The organism is Sorangium sp. So ce1335 (assembly GCF_051521615.1).
Lineage (GTDB): Bacteria > Myxococcota_A > Polyangia > Polyangiales > Polyangiaceae > Sorangium.
The window spans coordinates 9,661,953-9,677,537 of sequence record NZ_CP150363.1 but is presented as its reverse complement, the minus strand read 5'-3'; the positions used below and the strand labels follow the sequence as shown (position 1 = coordinate 9,677,537).

11 protein-coding genes are annotated in these 15,585 nt (G+C 71.2%); 6 read left to right on the top strand and 5 right to left on the bottom strand.

What is annotated here, in order from left to right:
* Window position 1 precedes the first annotated feature (1 nt).
* Window positions 2-859, bottom strand: coding sequence for a glycosyltransferase family 2 protein (locus WMF24_RS36050; protein WP_437731985.1), 858 nt, complete (start codon window positions 857-859; stop codon window positions 2-4).
* A gap of 298 nt (window positions 860-1,157) precedes the next feature.
* Between WMF24_RS36050 and WMF24_RS36045 the strand changes: the two genes are divergently transcribed.
* Both WMF24_RS36045 and WMF24_RS36040 read left to right on the top strand, forming a co-directional pair.
* Entirely contained in the window at window positions 1,158-2,576 is a 1,419-nt protein-coding gene (locus tag WMF24_RS36045) for an MFS transporter (protein WP_437731984.1), read from the top strand.
* A gap of 12 nt (window positions 2,577-2,588) precedes the next feature.
* A complete protein-coding gene (locus tag WMF24_RS36040) occupies window positions 2,589-3,581 on the top strand; it encodes a phosphotransferase enzyme family protein (RefSeq protein WP_437731983.1) in 993 nt (330 codons plus the stop codon).
* Between the two features lie 340 nt (window positions 3,582-3,921).
* Here the strand turns inward: WMF24_RS36040 and WMF24_RS36035 are convergent, their stop codons facing one another.
* From WMF24_RS36035 to WMF24_RS36020, 4 genes are all read right to left on the bottom strand, one after another.
* The gene (locus WMF24_RS36035) at window positions 3,922-5,628 is read right to left on the bottom strand and encodes an adenylate/guanylate cyclase domain-containing protein (protein WP_437731982.1); all 1,707 of its coding nucleotides are present in this window, start codon (window positions 5,626-5,628) and stop codon (window positions 3,922-3,924) included.
* A gap of 595 nt (window positions 5,629-6,223) precedes the next feature.
* Window positions 6,224-7,363, bottom strand: a complete 1,140-nt coding sequence (locus WMF24_RS36030; RefSeq protein WP_437731981.1) for a hypothetical protein — start codon at window positions 7,361-7,363, stop codon at window positions 6,224-6,226.
* Window positions 7,347-9,401: a hypothetical protein gene (locus WMF24_RS36025; protein ID WP_437731980.1), complete on the bottom strand. Its 2,055-nt coding sequence runs from the start codon at window positions 9,399-9,401 to the stop codon at window positions 7,347-7,349. Before WMF24_RS36025 ends, WMF24_RS36030 begins: the two co-directional genes overlap by 17 nt.
* A gap of 104 nt (window positions 9,402-9,505) precedes the next feature.
* Window positions 9,506-10,324, bottom strand: a complete 819-nt coding sequence (locus WMF24_RS36020) for a hypothetical protein (RefSeq protein WP_437731979.1) — start codon at window positions 10,322-10,324, stop codon at window positions 9,506-9,508.
* A gap of 355 nt (window positions 10,325-10,679) precedes the next feature.
* On the opposite strand from WMF24_RS36020, the gene WMF24_RS36015 reads away from it, so the two are divergent.
* The 4 genes from WMF24_RS36015 to WMF24_RS36000 are packed head-to-tail and all read left to right on the top strand — an operon-like array spanning window position 10,680 to window position 15,530.
* Window positions 10,680-11,129 carry a hypothetical protein gene (locus tag WMF24_RS36015; protein ID WP_437731978.1) on the top strand — a complete coding sequence of 150 codons (450 nt, stop codon included), beginning with the start codon at window positions 10,680-10,682 and terminating at the stop codon, window positions 11,127-11,129.
* Window positions 11,015-14,635 carry an RHS repeat-associated core domain-containing protein gene (locus tag WMF24_RS36010; protein WP_437738894.1) on the top strand — a complete coding sequence of 1,207 codons (3,621 nt, stop codon included), beginning with the start codon at window positions 11,015-11,017 and terminating at the stop codon, window positions 14,633-14,635. Before WMF24_RS36015 ends, WMF24_RS36010 begins: the two co-directional genes overlap by 115 nt.
* 3 nt (window positions 14,636-14,638) lie before the next feature.
* Complete coding sequence (locus WMF24_RS36005) at window positions 14,639-15,064, top strand: DUF7878 domain-containing protein (protein ID WP_437731977.1); 426 nt, start codon at window positions 14,639-14,641, stop codon at window positions 15,062-15,064.
* A 31-nt stretch (window positions 15,065-15,095) separates the two neighbouring features.
* On the top strand, window positions 15,096-15,530 hold the full coding sequence (locus tag WMF24_RS36000) for a hypothetical protein (RefSeq protein WP_437731976.1): 435 nt from the start codon (window positions 15,096-15,098) through the stop codon (window positions 15,528-15,530).
* The last annotated feature ends 55 nt before the right edge of the window (window positions 15,531-15,585 follow it).

The following is a 15,585-nucleotide window of genomic DNA, read 5'->3' as shown; positions in this document are numbered from 1 at the left end:
CTCAGGGAGGCGCCGCCGACGGCTGCGACGCGCGGGGGTCGATCTCGGCGGCGAGCGGGCTCGCGGCGGGCGGGCTCGCGGCGGCGGGCGGGCTCGCGGCGGCGGGGCGGATCGCGTCGTCGACCGACGCCGGCGCGGCGGGCACGTGGCGGAGCCCGCGGGTGAGCGCGAGGGTGGCCACCACGCGGCGCACGATCCTCGCCGGATCGCGCACGCTGTCGAAGTGGGTGAGCCGCTCGTCCTCGGGCGGGTAGATGACCCGGATCGGCACCTCGACGATGCGGACGCCGGCGGCGACGGCGCGCAGGAGGATCTCGGCCTCGAAGGCGTACCCCTCGTCGCGGGCGCCGAGCGAGAGAGTGCTCCGGAGCGGGTAGCGGCGCAGGCCGCACTGCGTGTCGGCGAAGGGGCGGCCCGCGAAGAGCGAGAGGAAGAAGTTCGAGATGCGGTTCGAGAGCTGGTTCGCGCGCGGCGCGCCGGCCCCGACGAGGTCCCGGATGCCGAGCACGAGCGCGTCGGGGTCGGCGTCGGCCTCGATGAGGCGCCGCGCTTCCTCGGGGGGGTGCTGGCCGTCCGCGTCGATCGTGACCGCCACGTCGAAGCCCGCGGCGAGCGCGAGCTCCATCCCGGTGCGCAGGGCGGCGCCCTTGCCGAGGTTCTCCGGGTGGCTCACCACCGTGGCGCCGGCCGCGCGCGCCCGCTCGGCCGTCCTGTCGGTCGACCCGTCGTCCACGACGAAGACAGCGCCGGCCAGCCCGTCGACCCGCAGCGCCTCCCGGGCGACGTCCCCCACGTTGCGCTCCGCCTGGTAGGCGGGAATGATGGCGCAGATCCGCATGAAGCAGAGCGCGATTACCACGGTGTGCCCTGGATGAACAGCGGCAGGCACGATCTGTCCACCACGTTGTCGGCGGGGCGACATCCGGCCGGGCGCGATGCGGGTGGGCCGGCGCGGGGCGCGCGGCGGACGGCCGCGACCGTGTCGGCCCCGGGTGCTGCGGCGACCGTGTCGGCCCGGGGTGCTGCGGCGACCGTGTCGGCCCGGGGTGCTGCGGCGACCGTGTCGGCCCCGGGTGCTGCGGCGACCGCGTCGGCCCGGGGTGCAGCGGCGACCGTGTCGACCCCGGGTGCGACCGTCTGATCAAGGAGCCTTCCACGTGCATGTCCCCTCGACGCCGGCCGGCGATCGTCGGCCGGGGCCCCGTCCGGGCCTGCTCCGTCGCCGCCCCCATTTCCGTCGCGTCTGGCTGAGCGAGATCGTCTCGCTGCTCGGCGACTGGATGAGCTTCGTCGCCGTGAGCCTGCTCGCGCTGGGCGGCGAGGGGGGCGGCGTCGTGGCGCTCGCGCTCGTCATGGTGGGGCACCACCTGCCGAACGCGCTGTTCGCGCCGGTGGCGGGCGTGCTGGCGGACCGGCTCGATCGCCGGTGGCTGCTCATCGCGACCAGCGCGATCCAGGGCGCGCTCACGGTGGCGATGCTCGTCGCCGCCGTCCTGGGCAGCGTGCCGGCGGTGCAGGTGCTCGTGTTCGCGCGCGCGTCGGTCGGCGCGCTGCGGCTGCCGGCGCAGAGCGCGGTGCTGCGGCACGTCGTCGAGGAGGACGAGCTGCTCGAGGCGAACGCGATCGCGTCGGCGACGTGGAGCGTCATGTTCGCCGTCGGCATGGCGTTCGGGGGCCTCATCGCGGCGCTCGGCCCCGCGGCGGCGCTCGCGCTCGACGCGGCGTCGTTCGGGCTGTCGGTCGTGTTCCTCTGGGGGCTGCCGCGGATGGTCGCCGAGGGGCGGCCCGCCGAGGGCGGCATCGCCGCCGCGCTCGCGTCGGTGCGCGGCGACATGGTGCTCGCCTGGAAGCACGCCTGGGATCGGCCGCCGCTGCTCGACGCCGTGCTCGCGAAGACGCCTGTGCACCTGGCGAACGGCGGGGCGCTCCTGCTGCTCAACGTGCTCGCGGCGCAGCTCCCCTTCGCGGGCACGGCCGCGCTCACGCTCGGGGTGCTCCAGTGCGTCCGGGGCGCGGGGACGGGGGTCGGCCCGCTGCTCGGCGTCGCGCTCGTGCGCCGCGGCCTCCGGGGCGAGGTCGCGGCGATGGGGGCGGCGTGGGTGACGTTCGCGTCGATCGCGGCGTTCTCGGTGACCCGGCACTGGGCGGCGCTGCTCGGGATCGCGCTCGTGTGGGGCCTCGGCAGCGGCGCGAACTGGGTCTTGTCGAGCGCGGAGATCCAGCGGCTCTCGCCGGACCGCTTCGTCGGGCGGCTGTCGGCGATCGACAACCTGATCCTCACGGTCGGGCTGTGCGCCACGTCGATCGGCGGGGCGGTGCTCGTCGAGCGGGTCGGCGTGCCCGGGGTGGCCGCCTGGCTCGGCCTCGGCGCCGGCGTGCTCGCCTGGCTCGGGTCGCAGTGGGTGCTGCGCCGGCGGGCGGCGGCGCTGCGCGGGCGGGCCGCGGCAGAGGCGAGGGCGGAAGCAGAGGCGGGGGCGAGGGCGGGAGCAGAGGCGGAGGCGAGCGCGGAAGCAGAGACGGGGGTGAGGGCGGAAGCAGAGGCGCTTTCCTTGCGGCCCGGGACGGAGCGCAGGTAGCTTGCCGCCTCGATGATCCCGGACGTGTGGGCGCCGCTGCGCGGCCTCTCGGTGCGCCGCTGCGAGGACGAGGGGCTTATCAACGGAACGTGGGTGGCCGGCGCGGCCGGTGAGCCGCCGCTGTACGTGGTGCAGCGGGTGAGCCCGATCTTCGCCCCGGAGGTCCACGACGACATCGAGGCGGTGACAGCGCACCTGGCCCGCCGCGGCGTCCAGACGCCGCGCCTGCTGCGCACGGACGACGGCGCCCTCTTCGCGCGGGACGGCGCGGGCGCGGTCTGGCGGGTCATGGACTTCGTCCCGGGCCGCACGCACCACCGGGTCGGCTCGCCCGCGCTCGCCCGCGCCGCGGGCGCCCTCGTCGCGCGCTTCCACCGGGCGGTGGACGATCTCGAGCACGCGTACCGCCACGTCCGCGCCGGCGCGCACGACACGGCGCTGCACATGGAGCGGCTCGACGGCGCGGCCACGGGCGGCGAGGGGCGCCGGCTGGCGGACGCGATCCTCGACGCGTTCCGCACGTGGCAGGGGCGGCTCGATCTGCCGGCGCGGCACTGCCACGGCGATCTCAAGATCTCGAACGTGCGCTTCTCCGAGGCGGGGGAGGGGATCTGCCTTCTCGACCTCGACACGCTGGCGCTGCAGTCGCTCGACGTGGAGCTCGGCGACGCGTGGCGGTCGTGGTGCAACCCGGTCGGGGAGGACGCGGCCGACGCGCGCTTCGATCTGGAGGTGTTCGCCGCGGCCGTGGCCGGCTACCGCGAGGCGCGGCCGTTCGGTGCGGAGGAGCGGGAGGCGCTCGCGGACGCGGTGGAGCGCATCGCGCTGGAGCTCGCCGCGCGCTTCTGCCGCGACGCGTTCGAGGACCGGTACTTCGGCTGGGACGCGGCGCGCTACCCGACGCGCGTCGCGCACAACCTGCAGCGGGCGGCGGGGCAGCTCGCGCTGGCGCGCTCGGCGCGGCGGCAGCGCGGGGAGATCGCGCGGCTGCTCGCGGGCGCGTGACGCCGGGGCGGCGCGGAGGGCGCCGCTCGTCTGGGCGGGCGAGGGACATGGGCCGAGGCCGGGCCGCGGGTCGTGGGCTACGTCGGCCGATGGTGGGGTATTTGAACCGCCAAGGCGCCACAAGACGCCAAGAAAACACAAGAGTCTTGGCGTCTCATGGCGTCTTGGCGGTTCCATCATTCGGTGGGGTATTTGAACCGCCAAGGCGCCACAAGACGCCAAGAAAACACAAGAGTCTTGGCGTCTCATGGCGTCTTGGCGGTTCCATCATTCGGTGGGGTATCTGGAACCGCCAAGGCGCCGTGAGACGCCAAGAGTGGATGGGGTGAGCTCCCGCTCGTCACAGATCCGCCACGGCATGGGTCATCACCGGCTGCGCGCGGCCCTTGACCGTGATCTCGCTGACGGGACGTGTGTTGAGAACGTCGCGCACGAGGAGGTGTGTGTCCTCGCTGAGGAGCACGCTCACGCCGAGCTCCTTGGTCGCGCTCTCCAGGCGCGAGGCGAGGTTCACGGCGTCGCCGATGACGGTGTATTCCATCCGCGCCTCACTGCCGATGTTGCCGGCGACGACCTCGCCGGTGTGGATCCCGACACCGGTCTTCAGCGCCGGGATGCCCCGCTCGGCGAGGCGCTCGTTGAAGCGCTCGAGCGCGGCGCGCATGCGGACGGCCGCGCGCACGGCGCGCACGGCGTCGTCCGGCCTGGGGACGGGCGCGCCGAACACCGCCATGATCGCGTCGCCGATGTACTTGTCGACGACCCCGCCCTCGTCGAGGATGATGGCCACCATCTCGGTGAAATACTCGTTCAGGAGCCCCACGAGCTCCTGCGCGTTCATCCGCTCGCTGATGGTCGTGAAGCTCCGGATATCGGAGAAGAGGATCGAGACGGTGAGCGTCTCGCCGCCGAGCTGCACCTTGCCGGCGAGCAGGTGCTCGAGCACGGACTCGGTCATGTACTTGCCGAAGGTGCTGCGGAGCTTGTCGCGCTCCTTGAGGCCGTCGACCATCGCGTTGAAGCCGGTCGCGAGATCCTCCAGCTCGTCGCCGGTCTTCAGCGCCTCCACGTGGACGTACCGCTGTTGCTCGAGGTGCTTGAGGGCGACGTTCACGCGGGAGATCGCGCGCGACATCGTGGTCGCGAGGCGCGCGCCGAGGGCCAGCGAGACGAGGGCCGCGAGGGTGAGCACGCCGGCCGCGAACATCAGGTTCTGGCGCACGATCGTCCGGACGTCGCTCACGTCGAGCGCCATGACGATCGAGAAATCGCCGGCTTTACCCCGGAGCGATCGGGGCGCAAAGCCGGAGAGGGCCCACAGCGAGCTCGCGTCCTCGACGATCGTGGGGTGGGTCTCGTCGCCGATGACGGCGCCTCGGAGCAGCTCGGTCGGGAAGCGCGCCGTGCCCGTGATCCTCTTGCCCGACGGATCGACGAGCGCGATCTCCACGCCGAGCTTCGTCGCCACGTCGTCGAAGTACGTGTGATCGATGGGAATGCAGGCGAGCAGCGATCCGGCGTCGCCCCTCGCGCGCTGGGCGATCATGTACGCAGGCGGCGAGCCCTGCTGTCCATCGCAGCCGTGGACGAGCACGTCCCGCAGGTCGTCCATCTCGGCGATGCCCGAGAGGCCCTCGGCGAGCCCGGGGACCTCGTCCGTGCTCGGCGGCGGCGCATCGAGCCCCCTCGCCGCGACCAGATCGCCGAGCTCGTCGAAGGCGGCGATGGCGATGTTGGGATGAGCGGCGATGACGGCCTCGAGCGCCGTCCCCACGGCCGCCTCGTCGCGCAGCCGGAGCCCCTCGACGAGCTCGCGCGTCCGAGACGCCTGGCGCGAGCTCGTCGAGATGGCGCGCTGCTGCTGCCTGAGCTCCAGCCGGAAGTTGCGGATCGCCTGCGGGACGCGCTCGCTGATCTGCGCGATGAGCTGCCGGTGCATCACCCATGACAGCGCCGGGAGGGCCGCGAGGGTCGCGAGCGAAGAGAGCGCGACGAGGACGGTGAGCTTGGCGCGAACGGTGCTGAGGCGGAGCATGAACACGTTCATCAGAGCAAAGTCCGCTCCCGGTGGACAGCTCTTCGTCCCGGTGGGCGGTCACCCCGGCGTGGCTCACACGAGCCGGCGCGAGAATCGTTGAGGAGCGTTGAGGACTCGGCAACGGGCAGGACGAGATGCCATGATGCCGAGTGGGTACAGTCATGCGCCGCCATCAACGACATGGCGGGCATGTCGGGACATGGGTGGGGGTCTGGCCGGGCAGGCGGCGGAGATGTCGCGACATGGGCGGGTGCGTCGCCGAGCAGGCGGCGGAGATGTCGCGACATGGGCTGGTGCGTCGCCGAGCAGGCGGCGGGCATGTCGCGACATGGGCGGGTGCGTCGCCGAGCAGGCGGTGAGCATGTCGCGACATGGGCGGGTGCGTCGCCGAGCAGGCGGTGAGCATGTCGCGACATGGGCAGGAGCCTCGCCGGGCAGGCGGTGGGCATGTCGCGACATGCCCGGGGGCCTTGTCGAGCACGCCCCGGGCATGTCGCGGACGTGGTGCTGACTACAGATCCGCGTCGCCGAGCACTGTACGAGCGGAGCCCCGATGTGAGTGATGGTGTCGTGTGTCCGGCACGCGGGCTGGCCGCGGGACCTGCTACGGCACGACGTCGAACGCCGCCCCACCGCGATAGCGCGCGACGATGCAGCCCGCATCGTCCAGCGCGATGGCCCACGCTGCGTCCAGAGGCGCGAGCGGCGCGTCGGGCGTGAGGACCTTGCCCCGGGCGACGAGCGGGTTCGCCGCGGCGGGCCTGCGAACCGAGCTCCGGAGCGCAGGCAGGGACCAGACGGCGCGGCCGGCGGCCACCCTCGGCTCGCGCGTGACCATCACGCACGGCTCGGCCAGGTGCAGGAGATCGAGCCCATCATTCACGTCGAGGCTCGGGAGGTGATTCCTGCCGTTGTGCAGCGGCGTGACGACCCAGGCGCGCCGCGGGGCGGGCGCCGGCCGCATCAGCGAGAGGTGCATCGCCGCCCAGGAGGCATGGTGAGGAACCTTCAGCCCGGCATGCTCGCCGAGCTCCGGGCGCTGTCGCATCACCAGCTCCCAGCCCGAGGGGATCGGGACCTCCCGCTGTCGGTTCGTCTCTACACGAGGGAGATCCCCGCCGAGGACGACACGCGTGCCTCCCCACTGGATCTCCAGCACCGCGCTGAGCTCGTTGGCGCGCTTGGCCACGTCACTGCCCTGCAGGAGCGGCCGCGCTACCGTCGTGTCGGGCGCTCGGCACACGACGCTCACGGGGGGCGTCCATAGCGACGTCCCGGTGCGCAGCGGCGTCACCGTCCGTTGCGTTCGGGCCTCCCACTGCCGGATCGCGACCGCCGCGGCCCGGACCTGCTTCGCCACCTGACAGTCGCGGCTCGCCGCGGCAGCGAGCGCCGCCTCGACCGCGTCGACGAGGTGCCGCACGGGAGGATCGCCGCCGCTCACCATCACCCGCTCGGGGCGAAGCCTGTCGATGAGATCGGCGAACCCGTCGACGTGATCGTGGTGGGGATGGGTGAGCAGCGCGCCCGCGATGGGCCCCGGGAAGCGCTCGACGAGCGCCTCTTGCGGGAGGACCTCCGAGCCATCCGCTGCCTTGACGCGACAGCAGTCGATGAGCCGCCAGCCGACGTCGGGGAGGCGCACGGCCAGCGCCTCGCCGCGCGTGGGGCCCACCGCGAACAGGTAGAGCCGCCTCGGATCGAGCCGCGTCAGCGCGCCGAGCGGCTCACTCGGCGGAAGCATGCGCCTCAGCCGCCCAGCCGCGCAGATGGCGTAGAGGATCCGGCGACGGCTCGTCGTCCTTCCAGGGCGGCGACGGCTCGTCCTGCGCGAAGACCCGCTGCACACCGCCCTCGTAGTACGCGAGGTAGAGGTAGCCGCGAGCTCGCTCGGCGGGACACCAGGCGTTGGCCGCCTGCCATTCGTCCGCGGTGATCTCCGTACGCACCAGCTCGTGCCGCCCGTCGACCGTCGCGCCGAGCACCAGCGTGACCGCCTCCTCCGTGGCGGCCACGACGCGCGCGGGGAGCGCCTCGACGAGGCGCGCCCCGTCAGGGCCCTGCTCGGCGATCTGCGCGGGCCGCCGCCAGCGCTGGTCCATGCGCACGCCGGGCGGGTGCACGGAGTCGCCGAGACGCTCGGCCTCCTCGGCGTCCTCCAGACGCCACTTCAGCACGCGCAGCACATCGTCCCGGGCGACGACGTCGGGCGGCAGCAGATCGAACGTCCGCCGCGCCCGCCCGACCTCCCCGGCGTCGAGCCACGCGGTCACAACCCAGCCGTGGAAGTCACGGCAGAGCCGGGGATCCTCGTCGACGCCGCTGCCGTCGGGATCGAGCTGGGCGAGCGCAGTTCGCATCGCCTCCTCGGCGTCGGCGTAGCGCGCCTGCTCCACGAGGAAGGTGACCAGGCGGCTGTGCCACCAGCGGTTATCCCCCTCCAGCTCCGCGGCCATGCGAAACGCCTCCTCGGCGCGGAGCGGCTCGACGCCAGCGCGATCCAGGTTGTAGCCGAGGTAATGCCAGGCGTAGGCATCGTCGCGGAACCGCTCGACGCATGCGCGATAGACCTCGGCCGCGAGGCGATGGAGCTGCGCGTCGATGCTGAGGGCACGGCCTCGATCCCAGAACAGCTCGCGCGCGTCGCGGGTTTGCTCTTCCCACCGGGGGCCGGTCTCCGGTCCGCCGTGGGCGAGGTGGTGAACCTTCTCCAGCCAGGCGCGCGCGCGCTCGGCGTCGAGCGCGGCAAGCGAGGGCTGACCGTCGAGCGTCTGGTAGTGCTCCGCCAGCGAGCGGTGCGCCTCGGGCGAGGCGCTGCCCAGCGCCAGACGGACGGCCTCGGGCACACGCAGGGAACCCGCCTCCGGCTGATAGCCGACGCAGTCCCGGAGGAGCGGCTGGTGCTCTGCGGGCAGGCCGGCGAGACGCTCGGCCACATCGAGGGGGAGCTCGCCGCGGGCCGCCAGAGCGGAGGCGAGTCCGGCAGCCACCTCGCGGTGCTCCGGCCGCGCGAGTCGATCGGAGAGCAGCACCAGGAGCGGGCGCAGCGGGGCAGCGGAGGCAAGCGCATGGGTCGCGCTCGCCTCCTCGGCGCCTAACGCCAGGCACCCAACGAGGACGCGGGCGGCGATGGGGGTCGCGCGCGGCGCCGCGCCGAGGAGATCGGCGGCACGGCGCGCGTGGGAGGCATACGTCCCCCACAGCGCCTCGTCCCGCAGCGCGCCGAGGCGCACGGCGGGCGCCGGGAGGTGCTGGACCCGGCCGTGCAGGCCGAGCACACGTTCGAGCGCCTGGTCGATGGCGGTCGCCAGCACCACGAGCCGCAGGCCGGCGGCGTCCCGGAGCCCCTGGAATAGCTCGATGGCGCGGCGGCGGAAGACGAGCTGGTCACGTCCGGACACCGCGTCGAGCCGGCTCCACGAGCTGGGTAGCCGGAGCACGAGCGCCACATCGTCGCGCGCGGAGAGGCGTCGCGCGGCGCCCGCCGCCCGCTCGCGCACGCTCGCGAGCGCCTCGTACGCGTCATCCGCAGCACCGGCGGCGGCCGCGAGCTGGGCCAGCGCATGGAAGACGGCATCCCCGTCGCGCAGCGGCGGCGGCTCCACGACGACGATGCGGACCTTCTCGCGCAGGCGGGCGAGGACGCTGGACTTGCCGGTACCCACCGGGCCGACGATCGCTCCGATACGATCCCCAGTGTCGACCTGCTCGAGCGCCCAGCGGGCCAGGCGCTCGGGCTCGGCGGTCGGCTCGGCGAGGTGCAGGGGGCGCTGCATGTCCATGGCTCGGTTCCTACCATAGCTGCCCTCGGACCGACCGAGGACCCCGGCGCGAGCGCTTGCCCGGGACGTCACCGTACAGCTCCGGCTGTGGGCGGAGCGGGCTGCTACAGCTCCGGCTCGCCGAGCACCACCGGCTCGGCCGGCGCCGACGGGGAGCGGGTGACGGGCGGCACGGGATCGGGAGGCGTCGTCGGGCCCGGCTCCGTCGCCGCGCGCCCGCGCGCGCCGCGCTCGCGGTCGGCGTTCAGCTTGTCGATGTAGGCGAACAGCCGCGCCTCGTGATCCGCAGGCAGCTTGCTTCCCTCTTCCTGGATCTCGTCGCGGAGCGCCTCCCGGAAGCGCCCCAGCAGCCCGACGACGGCGCCGCGGAGCGGGCCGGTGGCCGCGGCGTTCTCGCCCGTCGCGAGGAGCGTCGCGCGCCGGCGCAGCAGCCTGTCGATGTCGTCCCCGGCGGCGACGAACGCCTTGCCCCAGTCGTACAGGGTGCCGCCGCCGGGCGTGGCGACGGCCTTCAGCTCCGCCTTGAGCCGGGTCAGCTCGGGCCGGTTCTCGAGCGCCGCCGACGCCTCGTCCGCGTAGGGGGCGCGGAGCACCTCGAGCTTCGGCACGAACGCCTGCTGCGCGGCGGCCGCCGACGCCTTGAGCTCCGGCGGCAACGCGGGGTGCGCCTCGATGGCCTTGCAGAGGGAGAAGATGGCCGCCCCGAGGCCGTCGTGCCGCACGTCGGCCTCGGAGAGCTCCCGGGCGAGCGGCGCCTGCGTGCCCGCGGCGTCGGGGATGGCGTCGATCTCCTTCTGCTTCGCCCTGAGCCGCGGCTCGTACAGCTTGCCTGTCGCGGACAGGCGCAGCTCGTCGGCCCTCTCGTCGAGCAGGTCGCGCAGGGCGAGCTTCAGGTCTCCTATCGTGAGATTGCGCAAGGTCACCTCCGTGAATCGTACGTGAATCGTATGTAGACGGCGTGAGCGCCCGCCCCCGCGCCGCACCAGCGGCAGCGAGGGCGAGCAGAGGGTGATTGTCGGAACGCAGCACGGCAGCGCAGCGGACGTCAACCGGAGAGCCGCATTTCAATGGTCGTATCGGGCCGGGCGCAGCGTGAGGGCGCTGGAATCGTGCTTTGAATCCGGCGGTCCTGGAGCATTTCACGTCATCGCCGCCTCACCCGCAGTTGTTTGTCGTCGAGGGGGACCCGCTGACCGCCCTGAGCCGGCTCTGGTCCGCGGCGCAGCTCGCGTCGGTGCGCGAGCAGGACAGACGACGGCGTTCAACGCCGGTTACGGCGTGCCGATCAAGATCACGACGCCGTACGTGTGCATCGTCCTCGAGATCGCGGCGCAGCTCGGGCTCTCCGACGGGCGCAGCGAGCTCGGATGGGACGACCTGGACGGCGACGGGACGGTCGATCACGTGCTGAAGCTGATCGACGGGATGCTGCGCGAGAGCGATGCGGCGCTGCGGGCGCGGCTGAACCTGACGCGCAAGACAAACCGCCTTGAGCGCGTCGTCCGGCCGCTTGGCGGCAGCTTCGCGCTGGACTATGCGTGTGAGGGAAACAAGGTGGCCCACGCGAGCGCCCCGGGCGAGCTGAGCGTGGACACGCCCGGCGGCAAGTGCACATCGTCCGCGCGGACGGCGTCGAGGCGCGCGACAGCGCGGGCAGGCTGCTGCGGAAGCGCACGGCGAAGTACGACGAGGCGACCGGTGCGCTGGAGTCGATCACGAACACCGTGATCGGCGGCAAGGATCCGGTGACGGGCGCGCCGTACACCGGTGACGACGCGACGAACCCGACCTGGCAGTTCTTCCCCGACGCATACGGCAACCTGGAAAAGGTGATCGATCCGCGGGAGTTCACGATCACGTACGAGTACGAGGACGTCGCGGAGACGTACGTCGAGCGGGTCGACGACTCGTTCGGTTACTTCTCGGAGACGTCATCGGACTACCGCTACGGCGCGGTCAGCTCGGTCAAGGACGTCAACGGACACGAGGTACATTACGACCATGACGCGTTCGGCCGGCTGCGCGCCGTGTTCGGTCCGAACGATCCGATCGCGGCGGCGGAGGCGACGATCTCCTTCGAGTACGGCCTCCAGCCGGGGGCGAGCCCCGCGCTGCCGGCGTGGGCGCGGACGCGGCACAAGGACGTGCAGCACCCCGGGGATCCGATCGATACGGTCACGTTCGTCGACGGGCTCGACCGGGTGATCCAGACGAAGAAGGACCTGGAGAAGGATCAGGGGCCGGCTGCGGCCCCGATCGTGGGCATGTCGGTGAGCGGGAGGATCGTGTTCGACGAGCGCGGCCGGATCGCGTACCGGGGCCAGCCGGTGTTCGATACGGGCCTGGCGACGGCGTTCGTGGACGTGCCGCTGAAGCACCCGACGGTGTTCGCGTACGACGTTCTCTCGCGGGTGACCGAGACGAGGGAGCCGGACGACGAGGCCGGGGAGGTGGTGACGACGACGACGTACGACATCGAGGCGCTCGACGGCGTGGCGATGTTCGTCGCGACGGAGACGGACCCGAAGGAGAAGGTGCGCAAGGCGTACCAGGACGTGGCCAACGCGATCGTGGCGGTCGAGGAGCGCAATCGACTGCACGGCGCGGAGACGTGGACGACGCTGCTGACGCGGTACGCGTACAACCCCGTCGGCGAGCTCGTGCGCGTGACGGACCCGCTGGACCATGTCACGACGGCGGAGTACGACACGGTGGGTCGGATGGTGGCGCTCACGAGCCCGGACACGGGTCGCACGGAGTGGCGTTACGACCTGTCGGGCAACCTCGGGGCGCGGCAGACGGCGAAGCTGGCGGCGGAAGGTGCGGGCAAGCTGATCCGGTACGAGTACGATTACAACCGGCTGAGGCGCGTGGACTACCCGGATTCGACCGATGTGACGTACGTGTACGGCGGGCCGGGCGAGGCGGGCGACGAGGACGGCAACCGCGCCGGCCGGCTGAAGGAGGAGCGGAGCGAGGCCGGGACGAGGACGTTCGGGTACGACCGGCTCGGGAACGTCAAGACGCTGACGACGGAGTTCCCCCGGCTGCGCGAGCCGCACCGGGGGCCGTACCAGGCGACGATGGAGTATGAGGTCGACGCGTTCGGGCGCCTCTTGTCGATGAAGTTCCCCGGCTCCGGGGCGGAGGTGGTGACCTATGGCTACGACCGGGGCGGGCTTGTCCGGTCGGCCGTCGGAACGAACACGCAGACGAACCCGCAGCACCCGGACGAGCCGGCGGTGACGCAGTACCTGCTGCACATCGGGTACGACGAGTTCGAGCAGCGGGTGCGGGTGGTGCACGGCAACGGGATCGCGACGTCGTACAAGTATTACGAGAAGTCGCGTCGGCTGGAGCAGATCAACGCCGACCACCGCGACCGGTTCCTCGTGGAGCGGGGGCTTCCGGCGAGGCCGTTCCTGCAGATGCGGTACGACTACGACGCGGCGGGCAACCTGGAGCAGGTGCGGAACGAGGCGGCGTACGACCTGAACATGCCGGGGTCGGTGCGGGTCGGGCCGACGACGCACGACTACGGCTACGACGACCTGTACCAGCTCGTGCTGGCCAGCGGGACGTACCAGGACTGGAACGACTGGCAGTTCCGGTACCGGGTGTCGTTCGACTACGACGAGATTGGCAACATCCTTGTCAAGGATCAGGCGAGCCATCGCTACGTGCCGGATACGAGCGCGGACGTGTGCGAGGGGGACTGGTGCGAGCAGCAGCCGATCCGGGAGCAGACGTACCGGTCGGTGTACCGGTACACGGGGCCGCAGCCGCACGCGCCGAGGCAGATCGACGAGCAGCTCGTGGCGGAGTCGGGCCCGTGGGCGCGGGTGATCAGCTACGACGCCAGCGGCAACCAGACCGGCTGGACGTACCCGGGCTCGGGGACGCGCGTGACGGAGTGGAACGAGGAGAACCGCGTCAGCCGGGTGTTCCAGAACGGGCAGGCGAAGTCGCGCGTGCTCTACGACGGAGACGGCGAGCGGCGGGTGCACCTGCACCATATCAGCGGCGAGGAGGAGACGGCCTATCACGACCAGCACCTGACGCTGCGGGACGGTCGGTACATCACGAAGCACATCTACGCGGGGCAGACGCGCATCGCGAGCAAGATGGATCCGGACTGGTTCCGGGACCCGCCGACGATCTACTACCATCCGGACCACCTGGGCAGCACGAGCTTCGCGTCGAACAACGAGCAGACGCTGACGCAGCGGGACGAGTACTTCCCGACGGGGGAGCTGTGGATCGACGCGTCGGACTCGCGGTACGAGCTGCGGCGGGCGTACGTGTTCACGGGGAAGGAGCTGGACCAGGCGACGGGGCTCTACTACTTCGGGGCGCGGTACTACGACCCGCGGATGAGCGTGTGGCTGAGCCCGGATCCGATCCTGGACGAGTACATGCAGGGAGGGCCGGCAGGCGGGGTGTTCAACCCGGGGAACCTGGGGCTGTACAGCTACACGCTGAACAACCCGGTGAACATCGTCGACCCGGATGGGCGGAGCGCGCAAGGGGCGCACCGGAACTTCCCGCCTGGGATGAACGGTTGCCGGCACCCGAGCTGCTTCACCGGGCCGGGGGGGACGAAGTTCCACCAGGAGCAGATGCTGCAGCGGATGAGCGCCGGCTCGGCAGCGGCGGCGACCGGTGGTGCTTCGCGCGGTATCGGGAACGTGATGCGACGGATGCTGTTCCGATGGACCGCGCAGCCGCGACAGGCTGCGCCGCCGCCGGTGCAACCCACGGTCGCGCCGTCACAGCCGCCGCAGGCCGCGCAGCCGGCGAAGCCGCCGCAGCCGGCGCAGGCGGCGAAGCCGCCGCAGTCGGCGGAGGCGGGGAAGGCGCCTGCGAAGCAGCCAGCATCATCTGCAGAAGGCGCAAGGCGAGGAGACAGTACTCTTCGTGGGGCTTCAGACGCGGCCTCCAGGGCAGCAGACGACGTAGGATCCTGGGTACCGAAGAACAAGCACCTCCTCGGCGGTGGTTCGCAGTCGAAGGCACAGTTCTCCACGAACAATCACGGCGAGGTTCGGGGCATTGTCCAGGAAGCACTGCGCTCACCCGACGCTCGGTTCCTGCCGAACCCAAACGTTCCAGATACTTTTCGAGTCGTGACGAACCTCGGCCGCCCGCTCGGCGTGCACGGCCAGCAGGCGGTACGGGTGATTGTTGGCTTCGACGGCAAGGTCATCAACGCCTTCCCCGTTCACGCGAGGTAATCCATGCGGTTCCTGTACGAGATAAAATCATTCCCCGACAAAGTAGAAGGATACAACCTGATAGCGTACACCGAGGGAACGCTTCGGTTGATCGTCGGGTCAACTGCATTCATCGATGCAGATGGGATTCTCCTCGTCGAGTTTGCAGTCGTTCTGAAGAAGTGGCTGCTGAGTATTGGAAACGGGCCAGTCGACCTTTATTACTCGTCCATGGACTTCGATGAAGAGCCAGTCCTTGCGTTGCGTTATAACGCGGTCGCCGACGAGTTCCTGCCGGAGTCTGTATGGGCCAAGTCCGACCCGTTGCCAATCTCTCGTGGAGAGGCAAAATCTGCGGCCGACGCATACTTGGCCGAGCTCGGGGAGGAGCTCCGGACGGAATACGGAGTAGATATAGATGAGGTGCTCGAGAAGGCAGTGAGTTGGTAAGGGAGCCTGACCCAACGCCCCGAGTTCGACCATGAAGTACGAGGTCGACGCGTTCGGGCGCCTCTTGTCGATGAAGTTCCCCGGCTCCGGGGCAGAGGTGGTGACCTATGCCTACGACCGGGGCGGCCTGGTCCGCTCAGCTGTCGGGACGAACACGCAGACGAATCCGCAGCACCCGGACGAGCCGCCGGTGACGCAGTACCTGCTGCACATCGGGTACGACGAGTTCGAGCAGCGGGTGCGGGTGGTGCACGGCAACGGGATCGCGACGTCGTACAAGTATCACGAGAAGTACCGCCGGCCGAGGCTTTGTCCAAGATCCCGAGCTCATGGGGAGCGGGTAATCCAACAAAGAAGGGGATCGGTGTGCGATGGCAAGATCCGAAAAATCAGGGCAACGGCGTCCGAATCGATCGCGGCAATCCAAATAACAGCCAGTCGCTACAACAGGTGGATCATGTCGTAATCAATTCAAACGGGCGGATTGTCGGACCTGATGGAAAGCCTATACCCGGTCCTCT

Bases quoted from the DNA above. Each gene is read 5' to 3' on its own strand.
- WMF24_RS36005 (WP_437731977.1), top strand. From the start codon at position 14,639: ATGCGGTTCCTGTACGAGATAAAATCATTCCCCGACAAAGTAGAAGGA.
- WMF24_RS36000 (WP_437731976.1), top strand. From the start codon at position 15,096: ATGAAGTACGAGGTCGACGCGTTCGGGCGCCTCTTGTCGATGAAGTTC.
- WMF24_RS36035 (WP_437731982.1), bottom strand. From the start codon at position 5,628: ATGAACGTGTTCATGCTCCGCCTCAGCACCGTTCGCGCCAAGCTCACC.
- WMF24_RS36030 (WP_437731981.1), bottom strand. From the start codon at position 7,363: ATGCTTCCGCCGAGTGAGCCGCTCGGCGCGCTGACGCGGCTCGATCCG.
- WMF24_RS36040 (WP_437731983.1), top strand. From the start codon at position 2,589: ATGATCCCGGACGTGTGGGCGCCGCTGCGCGGCCTCTCGGTGCGCCGC.
- WMF24_RS36025 (WP_437731980.1), bottom strand. From the start codon at position 9,401: ATGGACATGCAGCGCCCCCTGCACCTCGCCGAGCCGACCGCCGAGCCC.